The sequence below is a fragment of the Bradyrhizobium sp. CAR08 genome (genome assembly GCF_052871955.1).
In genome coordinates, this window is sequence record NZ_JBIXJX010000039.1 from 1 (window position 1) to 22,135 (window position 22,135).

Genomic DNA, 22,135 nt, shown 5'->3' on the forward strand with positions numbered 1-22,135 from the left:
CGAGCCGCCGCACCGGCTCCGTGATAGCAGTATGCACTGTGTCCATTCTAAGCCTAACGGTCCAAACCGAACCGCAGACTCGCAGATCACACCGTCATCGGGTAGGTGGCCGCTGAACAGCGCTTACAGTACGAGAGCATTTCACCCCCACCGAAAGGCGTCGGCTTGGCGATACTTTCAGTCGAAGTTGCTGCGGAACCAAACCCCATTGCCGGAATGTGAAATGAATGCCCCGATTGGCCGAAGAGCGACGAGCATGAGGCTCTTCGGGCCAAATGGACAGATGACGAAACGCTCAACGAGCGCAAGGCTCTGGCCCGCAAGATGCAGGGAGTATGGTGGGAGCGACGTTCTGCTGCGTAAATAGTCGTCCGTTAAGAAGGCGAATTGAGCGCTGGACCGGCGAGCACGCGGCATAGTCGGACCAGGAACAGGCACAAGAGTTCTCTGAGCCAGGCTAGGATGCGGCGGAAGTCGTGGCCGACGGCTGAGAGGATGACGTTGGCGGCGTCTCCGGCACGGCCTTTGAGGTAGCAGCGACCGAGGTGACCTTCGGTCTTCATGTGGCCGATGATGGGCTCGATGGCGGAGCGGCGGCGCAGCTCGCGCTTGATGACGCCGAAGACGCCGCGCTTTTGGCCGGAGATGAAGACGCGACGGGGATTTTGAGCATCGTGGCCGCGGTATCCTTGTCGACATAGGCCCGCTCGATCGGACATCCGGTGAGCGTCTCGGTGCGGTCGATGACGTTCCGCAAGGTGTGACCGTCGTAGGGATTTTCGGGCAGCGAGCTGGCATGCAGTACGAACAGGCCGCCGGGAGCTCGGCGATTGTTGGTGACGATGGAGGCCTTCACGCCGAACTCGTAAGGGGCTGAGGCCTTGCCGATGCACTCCACCTCCGGGGCATGAAAGGAATAGAGCTTCCAGCCGCGCTGGCGCTGCTGCTGGGAGCGGATCTGGCTGGCTCGGCCAAGCGGAAGGGCGAATGCCTCCTCGAGGGCTGGCTGGCCCTCGATCTTGCGACGGATGTCGCGGATGATCCGGCCCAGCCGGCTGCGCAGGATACGCAACTGCCGCTGATGCCGGCTGAACTGTTTGGCATGGGCGTAGCGGCCCGCCATCATCGCAGCGGCCTTGGCCACGCGAGAATAGGATTGCCGGAGCCTGACGCTGTGCCTTCTCGCCAGGCGGTTGAGGCCCTGGATGGCGGCATGAAGCAGCTTGGCGTCGGTCGGGAAGGTGATGGCCTTCGGCTGCACCGTGGTGTCGACCGTGACGCGCTTGAGGTCCTGGCTGCGTAAGGCGCCGGCTTCGTGCGCCACCCGCAGGCTCTCGGCCAGCAGCAGCTCCAGCTTGTCGCCGAGCGGCTTGCGCCAATGGCTCAGGTCCGAGCGTTCGTGCGGGAAAGCGTGCCGGAAAAACTCTTCGCCGGTGAAGAACTGGAAATAAGGGTCGTGGACCCAGCGCTCGCACACCCCCTCATCGGAGAGCCCGTAGATATGCTTGAGCAACATCAGCCCGATCATGAAGCGGGTCTCGATCCCCGGCCGGCCGTTCTCGCTGTAGAGCGGCGCGACCTCGCCGTCGATCCAGTCCCAATCGATCTTGCCGGCAAGCAGAACCAACTCGTGCTTCAGATTGATGATCTGGTCCAGCCGCGCCCGGAACAGATCGTTCGATCCCGTCGTCTTGTGCTTCTTCGGCCGCATCGTTCCCTCCGATGCACCACAGAAACATGGTCCGCAGGGAAAGGGAATCCAAAAGCGAAATTGCAGGGTTTGGCGGCTTCAACCTCCCATTCCCTGCAATCTCAAACCGCCTCGAATCCGAAAAAGAGACTCCTGCTCAATCGCTTAGAACCTTGTTCACGGACGACTAAATATTTTGCGGCTAGTCGCGCGCCGCAAGACTCACCGGCCTGATCGATGTGCGGCGGTTACCCCGATGTGGAACATGCAAAAGACTTGGCCGCACAATGCCACTTACGTGCTTCCCAGGATAGACAGCGACTTTGACATGGGCCTGCTCAGCAGCGTGTAGACTTTATCAGCGACTGGAAACTGGAGCAGAGCTTATGACAGACTAGAACAGCGTGCACCCGGCTCAATTGACGCGATCCAGACGATCCGAACTCAGTAGCCTAACTCCAGGTCAACCTCTCGCGTGAGCGGTTTTCCCGTTGCGAACTCTACTAAGCTCCGTGTGCCCCACTCAATATTCCGTTGCAGAACGTCATCAGCATTTGCTGATTGATCATTGGAGCCAATTACGTTTGGAAGCTTGTGAATGTTCAAGCGTGAACCAGCGCCGGCCGGGAAGGTTTTTCCATGTTCATAAGTCCACCAAACATCTGCTGCGTAGCCGCGCAAACGATCAGACGTAAGTGCCTCATAAAGGGGCTTTTCTTGAATCAACATCGCACGAGAAACATTGATCAGAAATGCAGACCGCTTCATTGCTTCTAGTTCAGCTTTTCCGAAAAATTGACTAGTCTCGCGTGTATTTGGAGCTGCTAGAACGACGTAGTCGCACTTCGCTAGCACCGAATGCAATTCGTCCATTCCATGTACGGAATCTACGTATTCCGCCGGTCTCCCCTTGTTGCGACGAATCCCGAGAAGATGCATATCGAATCCCTTTGCGTGTTTGGCAATGCGAGTCCCAATGTTGCCTAGGCCAACCACGCCGAGAGTACGACCAGAAAGCATGGCCGATCGGTGCTCATCCGCATATAGAGGAAAGAGCCGGTCACGCTCTTGCGATGCCTTATGCTTGAGGATGGTCTTCTTGGCCAAAGCAAGCACGAACATCATGGCCTGCTCGGCAACGGCAACCGCATTTGCGCCGCGAACGTTTGCTAGCTTCACGCCGCGTTGCTTGAATAGAGACAGCGTTCCCATTTGGCGGAGGTCGTCTACGCCTGAATGTAGCCAGGAGAACATCTTGAGGTGTTCTGCGAGCTCCAGAACTCCTTCTGGAACGCTGAAGGCAATAATCGCATCGGCGTCGGGGGCGAGGTGCTTTACGTCCAAGTAGGCGCAATCAAAACGAGAAAAATAGCCGCCTTGTGGCGCTACAACCTCTGTACCACGCGGTAAAGCCGTTTTGATGTAGTTGATCTCATCATCCGTCGCATACCACAAGCAAAGTACTTTCATCGTGGGTCTCTCCCGAGCAGATGTCCCGAGTATTCGAAAGGCGATCGCAAATTTCGTGCCATTCGCCCCTTCAATGAATGCAGTCTAGGTGCAATTAGACGAGCAATTTCGGCGCAGCGTAGGTCGGATGTTGGCGCTTCCTGCGAAAGAAGTGGTTTCGCCGCGTAAAACCTGCCGCTCTGCTTCCAATAAGCTGCCTTGGCTCGATCGCCGGCACAAGCTGGGACCTTCACGGCTTTATTCAGCTCCCGAGCTCACCCTGGTCGCTTCCGTTCTGCCGAGCGGCCAAATCAGGATCAAGGAAAACATTCAGCACTATTGCTGCCGACGTGAATGCCGCGACTGGCAACTCTGAGCGCGCGGGAGCAATGACTTGCCGAGCATCGGCTATTCGCCCGCGCCGGTTCTCACGGCGGCCCAAGGCTGGTCAGGGCGCACCGCGCACGATCTGTTCAGCGGGCCGAACGCTGGCCGCGGGTTTCATCGCTTCGTAGATCACAGAACTTGCCAGCGCCCCCGTGAGCCAGATTTGCGGATCGACATCGTTGAGCTTTGCCGTTTATGCCGATGCCGACTGAGCCGAGGGTTTTTTTGAACGACCATTGTTTGCGTCGGGCCAGCGCGCAAATTCTGCAGTTTGACGTGAAAATTTTCCGCATTCCTGCGTCTACTGCCGATTATTGCGGTCAGCCTTCAACGAAATATGGCGGTATTGTGCTCCTAGGCCGACCGAGTTGGAGGCTGACACGCCTCTTAGCGCCGGTTTGGCGGAGGGCCGGGCATTGCCAACTGAGGTCAGCGGAGGAACGTCGGTCATCAGCAACATCGCGTATCTATCGCCACTCTCTGTATGAAGTTAGTAGACAAGGCGGATCAACAGCGCACTTGAGCCAGGGAAGGGAAACATGACAATCTCGCGACGTGACCTCGTCAAGACGGGTATGACGGCCGGAATGGCTCTGTCGATACCTTCAGTACTAAGGGCGCAACCAGCGGCCGACGCCGGGCGAACCGTCCGAATGGTGATGAACGGAGATCTGCGAGTCTTCGATCCAGTTGTTAGCACCGCTAACACAACCGCCGACCATGCATTTGCAATCTATGACACGCTCTTCGGGGTCAATTCCAAAAGGATTCCGCAGCCGCAGATGGTGGCCAACTGGAGCGTTTCCGACGACAAGAAGACCTATACGTTCCAACTCCGCGATGGTCTGAGCTGGCACGACGGCACTCCCGTTACTGCGGCGGACTGCGTCGCCTCAATCCGACGTTGGGCGCAAGTGGCTCAACCTGGACGAATAATCATGGAGCGTACCAAAGAAGTCTCGAAGAAAGATGACAAAACCTTCGTCATCGTACTTAATGAGCCGCTTGGGATCCTGATCGAACTACTGGCGGCGCCTGCGGCCCCACCTTTGTTCATGATGCGCGAAAAGGACGCGAGTCGACCGGCAAGTGAGCAGGTGACCGCGAATATCGGGTCCGGTCCTTTCAAATTTAATCAGTCCCTCGCCAAGCCGGGCACTAGCTTCGCCTACGACCGCAACGAAAAGTACATACCGCGGACTGAACCCTCGGACGGATTGGCCGGCGGGAAAGTTGTCAAGATCGACCGGGTCATCTGGAATAATATCGCCGATGAGCAAACTGCCCTCGCGGCTTTGCAAGCGGGTGAGATCGATTTCATGGAAGCTCCGCCTGCTGATTTGTACTCCGCAATAGAGAGCGATCCGAAGCTGGAACTCCAGGTTCTGAACACGTCGGGCAACGACGTTTACATGCGCTTGAACTTTCTGCAGCCGCCATTTGACAATGTGAAGGCGCGCCAAGCGCTGCTTTATCTGGTTGATCAGGACGCTTTTTTAGGCCTCTTGTCCCCCAATCCAAAGTACGGCCGTCCCATTACTTCGATATTTGGTAACAACACGCTCGAACGATGTAAATACTGGGTGGTATAAGAAAGGCGGGGACCCAGAAATGGCCAAACAACTTTTCAAAGAAGCCGGATATGCCGGCGAGAAGGTTGTTATTCTCCAGCCCACGAACATTGCGATACTCAGCAACGCCTGCCAGCTTCTGGCGGCCGAGTTGCGGGGCATCGGAGTCAATGTGGAGCTTGCGCCGAGCGACTGGGGTGGAGTTGTTGCCCGCCGAACAAATAAGGGGCCAGTCGAGACTGGCGGTTGGAACATCTTTTTAAGTTGGGATACCGACTTCTCCCACGGAGACCCGATTGCGGCTGGCTCAAGCTTTTTTGCGACGTCCGGCGAAAACGCTTGGTACGGCTGGCCTAAGAACGTCGAGTTTGAAACTCTTCGACTCAAATGGGTACAACTTGCATCAATCGAAGACCGCAAGGCACTGGCCCGGGATATGCAGAAAATGTGGTGGGACTTTGTCGGGTCCGTTCTACTGGGTCAAATAGTTCTTCCGGTTGGGCACCGCAAGACGCTGACCGGCATGGAAATGACAGCATCGTTTATCACGATGTGGAATATGCAAAGAGTGAGCAGATAATCATAGCCTGCATTAGCTTGTACGATGATCTCGACCATCGTCGTCATAGCGATGGTCACAACTTTCGTGTCCTGCTTCGTAAGCTTTAGGACCAGCTTGTGTTCGATCCTGCCAATGGGTTGGCGTACTCATTTATCGCTTGCCCACGCGGGCGAGCGGGGAGTCGGCTTAGGCAGATGGGCGACTACGATGGACCAAGCGATTGCTGACTAGCTTCCGAGGACAAAGTCGCTGATTTTAAACAAGGAGACCAACTTTGGAAAATGAGCTTTCCGCAGAAGCCGCGGGGATAGGCGAGGATGCAGCCCTTTCCTTTGAATCGAAAGTGAAAGAAGTCCTGGATCGAGCCAAAGTGTCCCGTGAATGGGATTATCCAGTTGCAGGTGCAGCCACCGACGCCGCAGAAATGAATCACGTGGACTTCGCCTATTGGTACTACAAGATGGAAAGTCCGACGCTAAACGCAGAACACGGCGTTTCTGAAACGTTGTTCTCCAGCAACAAATCCATCGTGAAGTTGCCAGATGGTTTTATGCAATCGAGCTCGCTAACGTTTAGCGCCTCGGGCGACCTCATCCCTATGGACGGCATCGAGGCTTCCAAGGGCATTCTCTACGAGAACGTTAGCGACGTTCTATTCAACTCTGACATCTCTTTCGCAAATTTGGAAGCGCCCGTAACAAAACACAAATTTGAAAGTTCTGTCATCGCAGCTCGCGACCCCGAAAACTGCACGCTTTTGCGTAGTTCTCTTGCTCAATTCGAAATACTGACCCGTCATAAGGATCAGAGTTTTAATGTTCTCAACTTTGCAACCAATCACACATTTGACCTTGGGATAGAGGGCCTCGAAACCACTCAGCAACTTCTTGCTGACAACAAGATCACAGGACTTGGAACCCCTTGCAGCGTGGAGAAATTCGCTCGGGCAAATATTGTCACGAAGGCCGGGATCAAGGTCGGATTCATATCCGCAACGTTCAGCCTGAATAACCGGCGGCTGCCAGCGAATGAAAGCTATCGTATTCATACAGCTCGGCTCGTTTCGAGGTATGTTGAGCCGGAGTTGGAATTACTGACCAAACAGATTGAAGATTGCAAAAGCCAGGGCTGTGATTTCATTGTTGCTTCACTGCACTGGGGCTACGAGTTTGAGTTCTTCCCGCGATCCAAACAGCTCGAGGCTGCTCATGCGCTGATCGAGCAGGGGGTTGATTTGATTCTCGGACACCATCCTCATGTGATTCAGCCCGTTGAATATTATCGCACAAAGAGAGATCCGAATCGCGTTGCAGTTATTGCCTACTCTCTGGGAGGTTTGACATATGGGTGGAATTCCGCGCCGCATCTGGAGCTAGGCTTGATCCTAAATATAAAGTTCACTCGGGGGCACCTCGAGGGAGTCAGCCGCACATACATCGAAAACACAGAGACCATTCCCGTACTCCAGAATATTTCCTGCGAAAATGATGTGAGACTTATTCGCGTTCAAAAATTGAAAGAGCACTCTCGCGTAGAGCGATCCCGGCAGACAAACGACTGCAGAAAGCGTGTTAAGCAGATCCAAATCTATGCTGATCTTATTCTTGAAAACTCAGGCGGTTGGTAGGCGCGCGCTAACCCGCTAGCACCTCACACAATCTAGTGCCCTCTTTTCTTAGAGGGTGAGTCGTGATTCAAGATCGGGATGGTACCCGAAGCAAGAGAAGTTCACCTTTCGCGGAAAGACCGCAAGGTGCTTGAGGCGTGTTGTCGCTCACCGCTGACGTTGCAACGCGATTTGAAGCGGGCGCGGATAGTTCTGTTGGCAGCGGTCGGGCGCAGTACCCGCTCGATAGCCAAGGAAGTTGGGGGCCAGCCGCGGATTGTCAGCCTTTGGCGGCATCGCTATGCCGACCACGGCCTTGAAGGACTGCAAGACAAAGCCCCGGCTCGGCAAGCTGCGGATCTATACGAAGGCCACCGACAAGCGGATTCTGAAACTGCTGGACAAACCGCCGCCGGAAGGGTTCGCACGCTGGACCGGGCCGCTGATGGCCGGGGCACTGGGCGATGTTGACGTCCAATATGTCTGGCGGTTCCTGCGCAACACAAGATCGACCTCGTGGCTCGCAAGTCCTGGTGTGAGAGCAACGACCCGCATTTTACGGCCAAAGCTGCCGATGTCGTTGGCCTCTATGTCGCCCCGCCCGGCAAGGCCATCGTGCTGTGCGTGGACGAAAAGCCATGCCTCCTGGCGAGGCTCGCCGAACTCTCATTCAATATTCTCTGCTTATTTCATTTCAACATTCGGCAGTCGACTCGGGCGTCGTTCTGTCGATCGTCATGCTTAGAATATCTTCAACGCTCGCCCTACGCTCCTATGCGCCGCGATCACCGTGTTCGCCATTAGCATGGCGATCGTCATCGGACCGACTCCTCCAGGAACCGGTGTGATACTTTGGGAGACTTCTGATACCTCCGTGAAGGCCACGTCTCCCACTAGGCGGGTCTTGCCTTCGCCTCGTTCAGGCGCATCAATCCGATTGATACCGACATCGATGACGGTCGCGCCCCGTTTCACCCAGTCGGCCTTGACCATTTCCGGACGGCCGACAGCGGCGACGAGGATGTCGGCGCCACGGCAGACATCCGGCAATTTTTTTGTCCTGGAATGGGCCACGGTAACCGTGGCGTTGGCGTTGAGCAGGAGTTGAGCCATCGGCTTGCCGAACAGATTCGACCGGCCGATAACTACCGCGTCGAGGCCGGAAAGGTCCTCGCCATGCGTGCGGCGGATCAGAAGCATCGCACCCGCCGGCGTGCAGGACACGAGGCCGGTTTCCAGATCCCCCGTCGCAAGCTTGCCGGCATTGACAATGTTCAGCCCGTCGACGTCCTTTTCCGGCCGGATCGCCTGAATAATCGGTTCGCTGATGATATGTCTCGGCAATGGCAGCTGAACGAGAATGCCGTGGATGTTCTCATCGGCATTCAACATCTTCACTATTGCTGCAAGCTCCTCTTGGCTAGTCCCGGTCGGCAAAGTGTGTTGGACCGAATTGAAGCCGCAATCTTTAGCCATGCGGCTTTTCGCGGCGACATAGGTATGGCTTGCAGGATCATCGCCAACGATGATCACGGCGAGGCCGGTCTTGACACCATTCTGCGCCTCAAGCGCCGCGGAGGCCGCCTTCACCTTATCGATCACGGAGGCCGCGATCTGTTTGCCGTCGATTACTTGCACCATCTCTCAGCCCATTCTTTCAGACGCATAGCTGCCGGGGCTCGCTGGGAAGACGGCGGTCCGGTTGCCGTGGAAGGTGCGGTTATCAATTTGGACTAGGCTCTCCCGGGCCTCACGTTTCGCTCAGATTGTAAATCCTACGGGCATTGCGGTACGCAATGCTTTCAATGATCTCGTCGGCGTCTCTCGCGGAGATCAAGCCATCTTGCAGCCACTCGTCGAGGGCTTTGCGCAGTCCGCGTCGAAATAAGATAGATCCCAAATAGTAGAGTTCGCTCAGAACAATTGCGTCAGTGCTAAACAAAATCTTGGAAAACTTCGCGGTTTCCAACGACTCTCGAATGATCCGAGCAGATGATGGCCCCGTATAGTTCTGTACGACACCGGTGTCGATATAAACATTCTGGAAAATCTCGGAGAGCCAGCCGGCCTCACGTATGAAGGGATAATTGTGCAGGAGCGTGATCGGTACTTTCCAGTCCTGCATGTAACGAATGAAGTCAGTAAAGTGCGACGGATCGCACGCATGCAAATTCACATCATCCCCGAGCCCCGAATGTACCTGCAAAGGAAAGCGACGCTGGCGGCAGACCTCGCCTGCAGCCCACAATGTGGCACGCTCGATGATGGGATCACACAGCCGAACTTTGCCCGTACGCTCGATTTCCGCTAGCCAGCGTCCAGCTGCTTCAACTATCTCCTCCTCCTTAGGCGCAGTCTGGTCTATCTTGAAGGTTGTCCGATAGGCGACGATGGTCTTGAGAGCTATGGCGCCACGGCTGCGTTCGAAAAGGCGTTCTCGGAGCGCCTTCGCAAAACCTGCTGCATCAACCCCGGAGCTCGCCACTTCCTCGGCCACCACCTCGATTCGCACGACCTCGTTAGTAGGCACTTCTGCCACTGCCGCCATTTGTTCCACGTTGAGAATGGCGTCACTTTTGTAACCGGTGTCAATGAGCAGCCGCTCGAACCCACCTGCATGCAGAAACCGTCTGTTGACCTCCGCGGCTCCCAGCTCGAGGCGGCGCGCAACATATTCCTCCCCAGTGGCGAATGGTTGCAGGTCCAGCAGCGGCGAGCAGAATCGCCGGATTACAAGACCTAGCGGCTTGTGAAACTCGCTCGTGCCTTCCGGCGGCGGCAGGTAGCTCTCACTGAAGGCTGCCTGAAACTGCTTGTAGTCGAGATCGGCAGCCGTGACGCCATGGGTATGATGGTCAAGCAGCGGTATGGAGATTTCGGGGAGAATCGACAAGTTGCATTCCTTTCGAAATTTAGGTGTGCGGCGCTACAGCGGGTGCATGCATCAAAAAATACGTGCGTAGCGGGCGCAGAGATCCTCCGGGGTAAGACCGTCCGTAGCCGAGATTTCTTTGCGCTTAAGAGTCACAAAGGTTTCGTAGAGGGCGTCAGGCAACCAGGAACGAGCCACCTCGTCCCGATCGAGGTGTTGCAGCGCTTCGTCAAGGGATGAGGGCAGCGGTTTGATCCCGTGCCGCATGCGTTCCGCTTCATCCAGCTTTGCGGGGTCCACGGAAATGGATGGTGGAGATTGAAGCTTTTCGACTATTCCCTGCAGCCCGGCTCTGACGATCATCGCGAGAACGAGGTACGGATTGCCAGCGTTATCGGCAGCACGAAACTCAAGATTGTAGCTGCGCTGCCGCTTTGGCTCAGGGGTCATCTGCAGATCGCAAATCCGAAGGACCGCTTCACGATTGGCGAGCCCAAATGCATTATAGCCCGAACTCCACTTTCCTGGTCCGATCCGCATGTAGCCAACCGGTGTAGACGAAGCGAAACACATGATTGAGTTGATGTGGCGGATCACCCCCGCAGCAAAACTGCCGCCAAGCGCACTTAAGGCGTTGGGACGTGCAGGGTCGAACAAGACCGGATTCCCGTTTTTATCGCGCAGGCTAAAATGGATGTGGGCGCCATTTCCCGCAGCGCTAGGCGCGATCTTGGGACAGAACGATGCTCGGTAGCCAAAATGGCGTGATACGTCGCGAATGATTTCGCGTGTCAACACGGCTTTGTCCGCAGCAGCGACACCCCAATCATGACCTACGCTCAGTTCGTACTGACCGCTACCAAACTCTGGCTCGAACGCCTCGCACACGATCCCGGCTCGATCAAGCGCGGTGACGAGAACGCTCGGCAACGCGCCGAGTGCCTGCAGCGCATCTAGTGTCATGCAGAGTTCCGGCTGAAAACCCGGTTTACTCAAAGTGAACTCGTGCTCGAAGGAGGCCGCGAACTCCAGTCCCGTAGTGTCGGACAGACGTCGCAAAGCGTCCTTGAACAGGCTCCGGGTGCAACATGCGAACGCTTGTCCTTGCCCATCAATTGAATCGGCGAGCACAACATTTAGGCCGGGATAGTCGCCAATCCGGGGCACCCGCACCAATGTATCGAGGGCTGGTATCTGTCGCACGTCATCTATCGGTCCCCATCGGTTGGGCGCGATGCCGCCCGAAACTGTCAAGGCCTGGCCGCAGGCTGGAAATCCAAGTCCCGTCGCAGCCTTAGCTTCGAGGTCCTTCAACGGCAGTCCGCGCACGCGGGTAATGCCGCAAAGGTCTTGCCAGCCTAGGGCCACGATCTCTGTGCGTTCTTCCGAGTGCGTAGACAAAGTCGGCGTGCTTGCTGGCTGTGAGAGGGTATTGTTCATTTGGGCTCTCCTTCGTTGGTTTCTTTAAAAGCAGGAGAATCCCCCTGGGCGAGGAGTCCCCTCGAATATTGCTCAGATAGACGAATTCTTTCGCCGATGACTTCGGGATTCATTTCCGAAGTCAACATCTCCAGCATCGCTTCCAGCACGCCGAGACAAGGCGTCCAGTAGTCATAAGGGCCGCTGCTATTATCGGAGCTGATGGTTATTACATTGCTGGCGAAATCAGCGATCGGCGAGAGCCATGCGTCAGTGAAAAGCACGACGGTCGCCCCCTTCGAGGCGGCTATCCTGGCAAAGAAAATCGTCGACTCCTCGTAACGACGAAAATCGAACGCAACGACAACGTCGCGAGGCCCCATGAAGGCAAGTTGATCCTCTTGGCTAAAACCAAGCGGTTGCGCACCAGCCGCCCTGGCGTTCGGCCGGATTGGGTAAAGACGTGCAGCCAACATGTGAGCAAAAACATCAGTCCCGCGTCCACCTATCGTGCAAATATGGCGGCGCTCGTTGGCGAGAAGCTTGATGATTTTATCCAGCTCGACGCGATCGATGCGATCAAACGTCTCCTTCACGCTGTTAAGGATATTGCCGGAGACCGCATCGAGATCAGTTGGACGAGATTGGATACGGCCTCGCTGATAGAGCGTTGCGGGCGACTCGACGCGTTCAGCGAATTCAACTTCTGCCGCCTCCTGGAAAGAGCGGTAGCTCGCATAACCTAGTCGGCTCGTGAAGCGGATGACTGTCGGGCCGCTGACCTCGGCTTGTGCCGCAAGATTGGCGACCGAGGCCGTACCAGCTCGAAAGTTGGTGGCATGGAGGATGCGAACAACTCTCCTTTCGGCTCGGGACAAGGTGCTCGTCGCGGCACGAATTTTCGCCGCTAGACTCGTACACCCCAACTTGGCGCTCTCGTTCAATGCCGCCTCTTTTGCTTCGCGTGATGCAGAAAATGTCTAATTCAAATGAGCGTCATTAGCAAGATGAATGTAACGAAAAAATACCGCGCGGACGAGAAGTTTCGGATGTAAAACAATAGCTTATAGATTTATAGCGATGATTTTGTCGTTAGATCTTGGAGTATATTGACCATGCAATGAAACGATGATACGGAATCGTCATACATTGGCATTCTTGAGGAAAATCGGGGCATGGTGCGGCTTTTGGGAGCATTGGATCCACCTCCGGTTCTCGTCATGGAGGGCGATGGGCGCACCCCGCTTGTGGTTCTGTGTGAGCACGCCAGCAATGCCGTGCCGTCCTCGCTTGGTGCGCTCGGCGTCGATGCGAAAGACATGATCAGGCACATCGCTTGGGATATTGGCGCTCGCTCGGTGGCTCAGCGGATCGCTGTCGGTGTGGGAGCTTGTGCTGTCTTCAGCGGCTACTCGCGGCTGGTGATCGATTGCAATAGACCCTTATGGAATCGGACCCTTGTTCCTGAGGTCAGTGACGGCACCGCAATTCCTGGCAACCGGGGACTCGCGTGGCATTCGCTCGCTCAGCGCGTCGAGGAGATCTATCTCCCTTATCATCTTGCCGTCGCCGAAGCGCGCGGCAGGTTTGTTGCAAGGGGGGTGCGCCCTCTGATGTTATTCGTGCACAGTTTCACACCAGAGATGAATGGTCGTGCTCGGCCGTGGTCGATCGGAGCTTCGCACTCTTCTGACGACAGTGTCTCGCGCCCGTTTAACGAAATCTTGCGCGCGGTAGGTGGTTTCGAAGTCGGTGACGACGAGCCCTACGGCTTTGAAGATTATTCGGATGATTACTCTGTGGTCGAGCACGCCATAAGCAAAGGGTTGAAGCATTTGTTTCTCGAGATAAGACAAGACGAGATCGGAGATGAGGCAGGCGTGATCCTCTGGTCGGATCGAATACTGTCTGTGCTGAAGACGATGGCTTTGATCTAGTTCCGGATTGAGCGGTTGCTCTTTGTCGAGCTAAGAAATCACGCTCGAAACTTGGAGGTTGATCGAGCTGCATAGCAGGTGCTGGGCTCGGGCATATTCGGCGAACTATCCAGAGGTGTTGCCGATGCAGCGGCGCGGGCGCGTCAGTGAGATCGGTGAGGGCCGGTCACACCATGATCGAATTGATTGAGGGAACGGGAAGGAGGCCGAAATGGCGAATCTTGAATCCGCGGTGAAGGCCGCCTGGAGCGCAATCAACAGGGAGCGGAGTTATGCCACCGAGCTCACCCAGAAACTCGTCCGGATACCCTCGGTTAATCCCAAGTTCGTCAACGACCCTGCCCAAAACCGCGAAGGCGTGCTTCAAGACCTCGTTGGATCTGAGCTGAGTTCAATCGGGATGTCGATTGACCGGTGGGACGTGCTGCCGGACAGGCCGAACGTCATCGGTCAGATCGCCGGCTCGGAAGAGCGCAGCCTGCTGTTATGCGGCCACATCGATACGGTGCCTATCGGCGAGCGCAGCGCCTGGACGGTCGATCCCTTCGGCGGCCAGATCCGGGACGGCAAGCTCTATGGCCGCGGTGCGGTCGATATGAAGAGCGGCGTCGCGGCGGCTATTGGCGCCGTCCGAGGCATCCGCGCCGCAGGCATCGAGCTGCAGGGCCGTATCGCTATACATTCGGTCGTCGATGAAGAAACCGGCGGCTTCGGTGCGATCGATGCCGTGAAACGCGGCCACCTCGCCAAGGCGGCCATTATCACAGAACCAAGTTGGGGCGAGATTCAAGTCTGTGAAGGCGGTGTGGAATGGATACGCATCACCATCACTGGTCGACAAGGACATGCAGCGTGGCGCTACAACGAGATTTGGCCGCAGCGCGACCAACCTGACCGGCTGCGGCCAGCAGTAAACGCGATCGACATCGCAGCTCGCTTTTTGGACGCACTCAGGAACTTCGAAAGCTCCCGATGCCGCAACCGCCAGCATCCGCTGCTGCCTCCCGGTTGGAACACCATCAATGCCAGCACGATGCGGGCCGGAGCGGGACTGGGGCCTGATGGGCTGCCGCTCGTCATGACCAATCCCGCCATCATCCCCGACGTGGCAGTCATCGACCTCGACTACAATTTTCTTCCCACTCAGACGAAGGAAGAAATCCGGTCCGAGTTTGAACAGTTCGTGCATCACTTCTGCCAGCAGGACCTATGGCTGCAGGAGAACCCCATCAAGGTCGAATGGGAACTCGGCGGCCTCCATTTTCCGCCGATAAATACCCCGCCCGATCATCCGCTCGCGCAGTCCCTTTTGAAGCGACGAACACAGCTCGACGGAAAGCCCAAAATTTCAGGAGTGATTTTCGTCACAGACGCCGCACACTACGCCGGGGCGGGTGTCGATGCGGTGATCTGCGGCGCATCCGGAGATGGTCTACACGGCCTCGATGAGTACGTGGACATCGCCTCTCTTGAGGAGACGACCAAAACTCTGGCGGCTGCCATCATCGATTGGTGCGGCGTCAGGTGAGCCCTCGGGCTCAGTGGAAACAGGGACTTCATCATGATGCTTTCAGTCGAAGTGCCCGATTCAGAAGTCGCGATCAAGGCCGCATGGAAAGCGCTTGACGCTGAGCGAAAATATGCGACGGAGCTCACGCAAAAGCTGGTTCGTATCCCGTCGGTCAACCCGAAGTTCCTCGAGGATCCGGATCAGAACCGCGAGAGCGCCGTCCAAGATTTGATCGAATCAGAGCTGATTTCGCTCGGCATGTCGATCGACCGATGGGACGTCTTTCCAGGCAGGCCGAATGTCGTCGGCCAGATTGCGGGCGTTGAGGAGCGCAGCCTGTTGCTCTGCGGTCATATCGACGTGGTGCCGATCGGCGATCGTGACACTTGGACCGTCGCGCCCTTCGGTGGCGAGATCAGGAACGGTAAGCTCTATGGTCGCGGCGCGGTCGATATGAAGGGCGGAGTGGCTGCGGCAATTGCAGCTATTCGTGGCATCCGCAAGGCCGGGATCGAGCTCAATGGTCGTGTAGCCATACATTCCGTTGTTGATGAGGAAGCCGGCGGCTTCGGCGCGATCGACGCTATTCGACGTGGTCATGTGGCCAAAGGCGCCATTATTACCGAGCCAAGTTGGGGTGATGTCCTTGTCTGTGAGGGGGGGCTGGAGTGGATCCGCCTTACCATCCAGGGCAAGATGGGGCATTCAAGTTTGCGCTACAATGAGATCTGGCCGCAGCGCGATGGGCCTGATCGTTTTGGACGAGCTGTGAACGCGATCGAACTCGCCGCTCGCTTCCTCGCTGCTCTGGCGAGCTTCGAAAGCTCACGCTGTCGCAATCGTCAGCATCGTCTGCTTCCTGCCGGTATGAACACGATCAATATCGGAGCAATTCGTGGTGGCGCGGGGCTGGGGCCAGATGGCTTGCCCCTGATTATGACCAACCCCGCCATTATCCCCGACGTGGCGGTGATCGATCTCGATTACAAGTTCCTTCCTCACCAGACGCGACAAGAGATCCGGTCCGAGTTCGAAGCGTTCGTGTACCACTTCTGCCAGCAGGATCTTTGGTTGCAGAAGAATCCGATCAAGGTTGAGTGGGAGCTTGGTGGTTGCAAATTCCCGCCCATGGATACGTCACCTAATCACCCGATCGCAAAGTCGCTTTTGAAGCGTCGGGCACAAGCCGGCGGACAACCTAAGATCTTGGGAATGATCGGTAAAACCGACGCTTCGCACTATGCCGGTGCGGGGATCGATGCGGTCACTTGCGGCCCGACCGGCGATGGTTTCCACGCTAGCGACGAGTACGTGGATATCGCCTCGCTGGAGGAGACGACCAAAACCTTGGCCGCCGCCATCATCGACTGCTGCGGGGTCAAATAACTATCGAGCTGTAACAACCTGGAGGGGAATATCGTCATGAAACGTTCTATTTGCCTTTTTCTAGCTTTTACGGCTCTGGTGGCGGCATCCCCCGTCCACTCTGCGGACAAAGTCGCTAAGATCGGGGTTCTCGCGCCGCTCGCCGGAGGCTCGGCCGCGGATGGAGCCGAGATGGTCAACGGAGCCAAACTTGCCGTTGAGGAGATTAATGCGGCTGGCGGGGTTGCTGGATACAAGCTGCAAGTGGTGGTGGGAGACGTCCAGAATCAGTCCGCCGATGCGGTAACCAGCGCGATCGAGCGGCTTGTGGGGGACCGTGACTTGAATGCCATCGTCACCGGTTATGCCAGCGGCAGCAATTTTGAAATCGAGACAATGGCCGAGCAGGATATGCCGTACCTGCTCGCTGGGAGCGCTGCTCAGACGCGCGACATGATCGCGCCTCACCCAGATAAGTTCTCGACTGTCTGGTCATTCAGCCCCTCATATGATGCCTATAATACGGCGGTGGTGCCGGTCCTCAACAGCCTCGAGGCGAGCAGCAAGCTGAAGCTGCCGAATAAAAAGGTCGCCTTGATTTCCTCCGACAATCCCTATTCGAAGACAATCATGAATGGCCTCAAGAAGAGCTTTGAGGAGGCTGGTTGGACCGTGACTTCCGCCGATCTTCTGCCGTTCGGAGAAATCGGCGATTGGCGGACGTTCCTCGCCAAGGTTCGTCAGGACAATCCGGCAGTCATCATCAATACCGACTACCAGACTGGCAACGCGGCTAAGTTCTTAACTCAGTTCCTTGAGCAGCCAACTGACAGCCTGATCTTCATCCAGTACGCGCCTTCTGTGCCCGAGTTTCTCAAACTGACAGGCAAACAGGCCACAGGCGTCGTCTATAATCTGCTCGGCGGCTCGCTCGTTACGCCGAAGAATCCTCGGGCCGCGGAAATCGTCAAAAAATACACCGACAAATATGGCAACGAGCCCGGTTCCTATGGGCCGGTGCTGTATGAAGAAGTGATGGTTTACGCGGACGCGCTCAAGAAGGTTGGCGACCCGACCAAACGGCTCGCTATCGGCAAGGCCATCGGAGAGACCCATAAGCAGATCGCAACCGGTACGCTCTTGTTCGACCGAAATACGCATCTTGCCGTCCAAGGTGACAACGCACTTCCGATTCAGTTCTTCCAAATCTGGGACGGCAAGCGGGTGCTCTTTTACCCACAGGAGTACGCGGCAGGCGAGTTTCGCATGCCTCCCTGGATGAAGTAGTCAGGTCTAGCCATTGCGGCGGGCGCGATCCCTCCGGCGCCGCCGCCGGACCTGCTCATCGATGAGTCGGGGGGACTCGCTCGGAGCTGGCGGCTGCCATCTTCGATTGGTGCGGTGTCAAATGAACGATGCGGCTCACTGCTGCTAGCTCTTCAACGCGAACTGCATGAGCATACGATGCCAGAACCAAACGATAGTGAGCCGCTGCTTGAGATCCGCGAGGTCACCAAGCGCTTCGGCGCTCTGGTTGCTCTCAACAACGTATCGTTCTCGATCCGAAAGGGGCAAATCTTCGGCATCGCGGGTCCTAACGGCAGCGGCAAGAGCACACTCTTCAATGTCATCACCGGCATTCCGTTTTTCCCGACTAAGGGCGATGTCCTCCTGTCCGGAAGGCCGATGCATCGTCTGAGACCACATGAGATCAGCCGGGCGGGTATCCTTCGCACATTTCAGAAGGATGCGGAGTTTGCCACGCTCAGCGCCCGAGAAAACGTCTATGCGAGCGCCGTCTATTGCGGGCAGATGCCCTCGGCCCAAGCTAAGGATGCCGCCGAGCAGGCGCTCGATGACGTATCACTGCCGAGTGAACGGCGAACGAAAGCCGCTTCGGACCTCTCAGTGTTCGAGCGCAAACAATTGATGATCGCTTCTGCAATTGCCGGCCGGCCTAAGGTGCTTCTCCTCGACGAGCCCGCGGCCGGGCTCACGAAGCCCGAGGTATCCGGTCTTCGTGATCTCATAGCCGCCGTGCACGGACGCGGAACAACTATCGTCCTCATCGAACACGTGCTGCCACTTCTCCTGAAGGTCTCTGAATACCTGATGATTCTCAATCACGGGGCCGTCATCGCGTCGGGCAAGCCGGAAGAGGTGGTGCGCAACCCCAAGGTTGTCGAAGCTTATCTGGGTAAGCGGGAGGCAAAACTTTGAGCCACAATTCGAACGCTCTCGAGATTGTCGGTCTGCGTGCTGGTTATGACGCTCCTGATGTGCTGCTCGGCGTCAGCCTTCACGTCGGACTAAATGAGCGCGTGGGACTCTTTGGGCCCAACGGGCATGGCAAGACAACCCTACTAAACACGATTTCGCGGGTGATCCGACCTCGCACAGGCAGCGTGTCCTTCATGGGCGAAGCGATCGATGATCTAGCGCCGCAGAAGATCGTCGCGCGGGGCTTAGTTCATGTGCCGCAGGCCAATCGGCTTTTCCCCGACATGCAGATCTCGGAGATACTCGAGCTTGCGGCCTACACGCGACGCGCCCAGGAGGAGCTAAAGACGAATCTTCAATACGTGCTCGAGCTTTTTCCTAGGCTTGCCGAGCGTCGTCGGCAGCAATGCAAGACTTTATCTGGTGGTGAGCGCCAGATGCTCTCGATTGGTGTGGGGCTCATGGGCGCGCCGCGCATGCTGATGCTGGATGAACCGACACTCGGACTATCGCCCAAACTCAAGGACGAACTTGCCATAGCAATCGCCGAGATATCGTCCCGTGGCATCCCACTTCTTTTGGTGGAACAGGACATTGCATTTATCCTGTCGTTAGTAGATCGCATGTACCTCGTCGACCACGGCGAAATTAGCCGTGAAATCAACCGGGGCGCAGAAGTCGACCACGATGAGATCATGGACATGTATTTCGGGTCGGAGGGCGCATGATCACGACTGACATCCTAAGTGCCATTCTGGTCAGCGGTATCGTGCTCGGCTCCGGCTATGCCTTAATGGCGAGTGGACTGTCTTTGGTTTGGTCCACGCTTGGCATTTTCAATTTTGCGCACGGGGTCTTGATGACTCTTGGTGCGTATGTCGCCTGGACCGTGTCCGATAGGGCTGGGCTTGACCTCGGGTTGGCGACCGGAATCGCGGTCTCGGCGGCGGCCTTGGTTGGTGTCGGCATTCTGATAGAGCGAGTGGTCGTTCGGCCATTTTACGACCATCGAGATATCTTGCTTATCACTGTCATGACCACACTTGCCGCCATGATGTTCATACAGAAAGGGATCCAACTGATCTGGGGAGCAAGGCTTAAGCAACTGGCTCCGATCATTCCAGGCAAGGTCCGTCTTTTCGAAACGACCATCTCGGCCCAAGAGACCCTGCTAATCGTCGTGGCGCCGCTGTTACTCGGCGCGCTTTGGCTGTTCCTAGGTTACTCTCGGATCGGCCGCGGGATAAGGGCGGTTGGGCAAAACCCGGATAGCGCGCGGCTAATCGGGATCGACGTCTCTCGCCTTTTCATCATTACTTTCGCTCTGTCGGCGGTGCTTGCCGGCTTGACGGGAGTGCTTCTTGGATCGGTCCGTTTACTGACCCCTGAATTCGGCTCGGATCCGCTCGTCAAGTCATTGATCGTTGTCATCTTTGGCGGACTCGGTTCGCTGAGTGGAACGATCGTGGCCGCCTATCTGATAGGACTGCTTGAAGCGGCTCTGGTTTTTCTGGTTGGTATCTACTGGGCCCCCTCTATCATTTTCGTCCTGCTCATCTTGGTGTTGCTCGTCAGGCCGCAAGGCCTTCTCGGAAAGGTTGTGCACTGATGGAGGTCCTGAGCAACGGAAAGACATGGCTAATAGCTAGCCTGTTGATTGCAGGGCTCCTTGTGCCGATCTTTGTCCATGATGTGTATCTGCGACATCTATTTATCATCTCGTTCGTCTACGGCATTGTCGCCGCCAGTTGGGACCTCACTCTTGGCTATGCCGGCATCTTTAATTTTGCGCATATCGCCTTCTTCGGTGTCGGCGTCTATGCAGCGGGTCTGAGCGCGAAACTTTTGGGTGTCGATCCGTGGATAGCGATGCTGGTAGGGGCGGGCGCGGCCTCCACTGCCGCTGCCATAGTCGCTTTGCCCGTTGCGCGACTTCAGGGCGTCTATGTGGTGTTAGTTACCTTCGCATTCAGCCAGCTCATAATGCAGCTTGTCATAAACCAATCGGATATCACGGGCGGCACGCAAGGCATGGTGCGGGTGCCGACGATATGGCTTCCAGATTACAATTTCTTACGCGACAATAAGCTCGGCTTCTACTATGTCGCTTTTGCGCTGCTCGTCGCCACGACCGCGTGTCTGCACTGGCTCGTTCGATCAGAATTTGGCCTGTCGATCAGGGCGCTACGCGACAATGAGGACTACTCTGCGTCCCGCGGCATTCCCGTCGCGTGGCAGCGTCTGAAGGCGCTTGTAGCAAGTGCGTTCTTTGCAGGCTTGGCTGGTGGCTTTTATGTCATCTACGTGCGCGTGGCTTCCCCTGAGGTGTTCGACTTCTCGACCGTGTCGCTCGTTCTGAGCATGGTGCTCGTTGGCGGAACCTCTAGCATCTATGGTCCGCTATTTGCGGCGCTTGTCCTTACGTTCATCTCGGAAGGCTTCGCCAATATCAATAATTTCGCCGAGGGGCGCCACATGCTGGTGGCCGCAATCATGATCATCGTCCTGCTATTCTTTCCAAAGGGCATTGGATCAGCCTTTCGAGCGAGGCCGCAAGAGAGTCTTTCTCGGTGAGGGTGGACCTCAGCAGCAAATGCCGATGCTGCAGAACCAAAAGAGGGCGGGACGGAGCCTTCGCCTTCCGCTCGATCGTCTGACCTGAGCCCAGATAACGAGAGGGATCTCGCACTCTGACCTGATCATGTGCTCCCGAGATGCAACTCTCAAGCAGCTCTTTAGTCTGTTGCGGATTCCCAGTATCTCGACAGAACCGCCATACAAAGAGATTTGCAGGCCACGGCGGAGTGGTCTGTCAACTCGCTTCGGGAGATCGGTTGCGACTCAGGGCTCCGAGACACGACCGCCGTCCGATCGTTGTCGCTCACGGCGATCTGCCATTCCAAAGGTAAGCTTCACGTTCTCTTCTATGTCACTAGGGACGTGCAGCCGCTTAATTTGTGGCCCCCTCCACAACTGATGGCTTTCTCCGTGTCTGCCGCCGCCGATCACCTGGATAATATGCGTCCGACCAACCGGCCTGCCGTGTTGTTCAACGTGTTGTGCCAGGAGCCATCTCGCGCATGATCTCTGTGAACCGGCAGCCCATTGGGGTTCGTGAGCGGCTTCGGTGTCGCGGATTGTGATGCGCGGCAGGTGTAAAAGATGCGCCGGATTGCCGATGGAAAGGGAAACTACGTCCACTCCCGCCGCGGACAGCTACCCCTCTCGTATTCCATCATCTTCCATTAGCGACTCTCTTTCGCCACGTTTTGCATCGGAGGTCGTCACATTTGCTCGGTCCCACTCACTTGAGCGTTGGGCGCGAATTCGGACCACACCGGCCGGTAGTCCATGCTGGGCCGAGGATGTGCAGTACGAACAACATCCCTCAGTGGGCCCCCAACAGACGTGTCCGATTTGTGACCTGCCCCTGCCGATTTCCTCCAGTTGAAGTTAGAGTCCGGCCTTCTGAAGGACGGACAAATGAAGCGAGCCAGGTTTACGGAAGAGCAGATTATAGGCGTGCTGCGCGAGCATGAGGCCGGTG

At 56.6% G+C, this 22,135-nt stretch carries 15 protein-coding genes and 2 pseudogenes; 11 read left to right on the top strand and 6 right to left on the bottom strand.

What is annotated here, in order from left to right:
• Positions 1–374: 374 nt before the first annotated feature.
• Positions 375–1,711 (bottom strand): annotated as a pseudogene (locus ACIPUD_RS38590) (IS5 family transposase).
• Between the two features lie 423 nt (positions 1,712–2,134).
• The gene (locus tag ACIPUD_RS38595; RefSeq protein WP_446482828.1) at positions 2,135–3,160 is read right to left on the bottom strand and encodes an NAD(P)-dependent oxidoreductase; all 1,026 of its coding nucleotides are present in this window, start codon (positions 3,158–3,160) and stop codon (positions 2,135–2,137) included.
• 905 nt (positions 3,161–4,065) lie between these two features.
• Between ACIPUD_RS38595 and ACIPUD_RS38600 the strand changes: the two are divergent.
• The 3 genes and pseudogenes from ACIPUD_RS38600 to ACIPUD_RS38610 all read left to right on the top strand — a co-directional run bounded on the left by ACIPUD_RS38600 (position 4,066) and on the right by ACIPUD_RS38610 (position 7,736).
• Positions 4,066–5,677, top strand: a pseudogene (locus ACIPUD_RS38600) (ABC transporter substrate-binding protein).
• A gap of 256 nt (positions 5,678–5,933) precedes the next feature.
• Positions 5,934–7,286, top strand: coding sequence for a CapA family protein (locus tag ACIPUD_RS38605; protein WP_446482829.1), 1,353 nt, complete (start codon positions 5,934–5,936; stop codon positions 7,284–7,286).
• Positions 7,287–7,364: 78 nt separating this feature from the next.
• Entirely contained in the window at positions 7,365–7,736 is a 372-nt protein-coding gene (locus ACIPUD_RS38610; RefSeq protein WP_446482830.1) for a helix-turn-helix domain-containing protein, read from the top strand.
• 270 nt (positions 7,737–8,006) lie between these two features.
• On the opposite strand, the gene folD is transcribed toward ACIPUD_RS38610, so the two are convergent.
• The 4 genes from folD to ACIPUD_RS38630 all read right to left on the bottom strand — a co-directional run bounded on the left by folD (position 8,007) and on the right by ACIPUD_RS38630 (position 12,500).
• The gene (folD, locus tag ACIPUD_RS38615) at positions 8,007–8,906 is read right to left on the bottom strand and encodes a bifunctional methylenetetrahydrofolate dehydrogenase/methenyltetrahydrofolate cyclohydrolase FolD (RefSeq protein WP_446482831.1); all 900 of its coding nucleotides are present in this window, start codon (positions 8,904–8,906) and stop codon (positions 8,007–8,009) included.
• Between the two features lie 109 nt (positions 8,907–9,015).
• A complete protein-coding gene (locus ACIPUD_RS38620) occupies positions 9,016–10,158 on the bottom strand; it encodes an amidohydrolase family protein (protein WP_446482832.1) in 1,143 nt (380 codons plus the stop codon).
• A gap of 51 nt (positions 10,159–10,209) precedes the next feature.
• Positions 10,210–11,577, bottom strand: a complete 1,368-nt coding sequence (locus tag ACIPUD_RS38625) for a hypothetical protein (protein WP_446482833.1) — start codon at positions 11,575–11,577, stop codon at positions 10,210–10,212.
• Complete coding sequence (locus ACIPUD_RS38630; protein WP_446482834.1) at positions 11,574–12,500, bottom strand: MurR/RpiR family transcriptional regulator; 927 nt, start codon at positions 12,498–12,500, stop codon at positions 11,574–11,576. Before ACIPUD_RS38630 ends, ACIPUD_RS38625 begins: the two co-directional genes overlap by 4 nt.
• A gap of 231 nt (positions 12,501–12,731) precedes the next feature.
• Here ACIPUD_RS38630 and ACIPUD_RS38635 point away from each other — a divergent pair, with 231 nt between their 5' ends.
• From ACIPUD_RS38635 to ACIPUD_RS38670, 8 genes are all read left to right on the top strand, one after another.
• Positions 12,732–13,493, top strand: coding sequence for an N-formylglutamate amidohydrolase (locus ACIPUD_RS38635; protein WP_446482835.1), 762 nt, complete (start codon positions 12,732–12,734; stop codon positions 13,491–13,493).
• 211 nt (positions 13,494–13,704) lie between these two features.
• Positions 13,705–15,021 carry a M20 family metallopeptidase gene (locus ACIPUD_RS38640; protein ID WP_446482836.1) on the top strand — a complete coding sequence of 439 codons (1,317 nt, stop codon included), beginning with the start codon at positions 13,705–13,707 and terminating at the stop codon, positions 15,019–15,021.
• Positions 15,022–15,054: 33 nt separating this feature from the next.
• Positions 15,055–16,389, top strand: coding sequence for a M20 family metallopeptidase (locus ACIPUD_RS38645; RefSeq protein ID WP_446482837.1), 1,335 nt, complete (start codon positions 15,055–15,057; stop codon positions 16,387–16,389).
• A 36-nt stretch (positions 16,390–16,425) separates the two neighbouring features.
• Positions 16,426–17,655 carry an ABC transporter substrate-binding protein gene (locus ACIPUD_RS38650; protein ID WP_446482838.1) on the top strand — a complete coding sequence of 410 codons (1,230 nt, stop codon included), beginning with the start codon at positions 16,426–16,428 and terminating at the stop codon, positions 17,653–17,655.
• 177 nt (positions 17,656–17,832) lie between these two features.
• A complete protein-coding gene (locus tag ACIPUD_RS38655; RefSeq protein WP_446482839.1) occupies positions 17,833–18,588 on the top strand; it encodes an ABC transporter ATP-binding protein in 756 nt (251 codons plus the stop codon).
• Positions 18,585–19,316, top strand: coding sequence for an ABC transporter ATP-binding protein (locus ACIPUD_RS38660; protein WP_446482840.1), 732 nt, complete (start codon positions 18,585–18,587; stop codon positions 19,314–19,316). Before ACIPUD_RS38655 ends, ACIPUD_RS38660 begins: the two co-directional genes overlap by 4 nt.
• Complete coding sequence (locus ACIPUD_RS38665) at positions 19,313–20,197, top strand: branched-chain amino acid ABC transporter permease (protein WP_446482841.1); 885 nt, start codon at positions 19,313–19,315, stop codon at positions 20,195–20,197. Before ACIPUD_RS38660 ends, ACIPUD_RS38665 begins: the two co-directional genes overlap by 4 nt.
• Positions 20,197–21,162 carry a branched-chain amino acid ABC transporter permease gene (locus tag ACIPUD_RS38670; RefSeq protein ID WP_446482842.1) on the top strand — a complete coding sequence of 322 codons (966 nt, stop codon included), beginning with the start codon at positions 20,197–20,199 and terminating at the stop codon, positions 21,160–21,162. The genes ACIPUD_RS38665 and ACIPUD_RS38670 overlap by 1 nt, the downstream gene beginning before the upstream one ends.
• Positions 21,163–22,135: the final 973 nt, after the last annotated feature.

Bases quoted from the DNA above. Each gene is read 5' to 3' on its own strand.
- ACIPUD_RS38650 (WP_446482838.1), top strand. From the start codon at position 16,426: ATGAAACGTTCTATTTGCCTTTTTCTAGCTTTTACGGCTCTGGTGGCG.
- ACIPUD_RS38640 (WP_446482836.1), top strand. From the start codon at position 13,705: ATGGCGAATCTTGAATCCGCGGTGAAGGCCGCCTGGAGCGCAATCAAC.
- ACIPUD_RS38655 (WP_446482839.1), top strand. From the start codon at position 17,833: ATGCCAGAACCAAACGATAGTGAGCCGCTGCTTGAGATCCGCGAGGTC.
- ACIPUD_RS38635 (WP_446482835.1), top strand. From the start codon at position 12,732: ATGGTGCGGCTTTTGGGAGCATTGGATCCACCTCCGGTTCTCGTCATG.
- ACIPUD_RS38625 (WP_446482833.1), bottom strand. From the start codon at position 11,577: ATGAACAATACCCTCTCACAGCCAGCAAGCACGCCGACTTTGTCTACG.
- folD (WP_446482831.1), bottom strand. From the start codon at position 8,906: ATGGTGCAAGTAATCGACGGCAAACAGATCGCGGCCTCCGTGATCGAT.
- ACIPUD_RS38665 (WP_446482841.1), top strand. From the start codon at position 19,313: ATGATCACGACTGACATCCTAAGTGCCATTCTGGTCAGCGGTATCGTG.
- ACIPUD_RS38670 (WP_446482842.1), top strand. From the start codon at position 20,197: ATGGAGGTCCTGAGCAACGGAAAGACATGGCTAATAGCTAGCCTGTTG.
- ACIPUD_RS38595 (WP_446482828.1), bottom strand. From the start codon at position 3,160: ATGAAAGTACTTTGCTTGTGGTATGCGACGGATGATGAGATCAACTAC.
- ACIPUD_RS38610 (WP_446482830.1), top strand. From the start codon at position 7,365: ATGGTACCCGAAGCAAGAGAAGTTCACCTTTCGCGGAAAGACCGCAAG.
- ACIPUD_RS38645 (WP_446482837.1), top strand. From the start codon at position 15,055: ATGATGCTTTCAGTCGAAGTGCCCGATTCAGAAGTCGCGATCAAGGCC.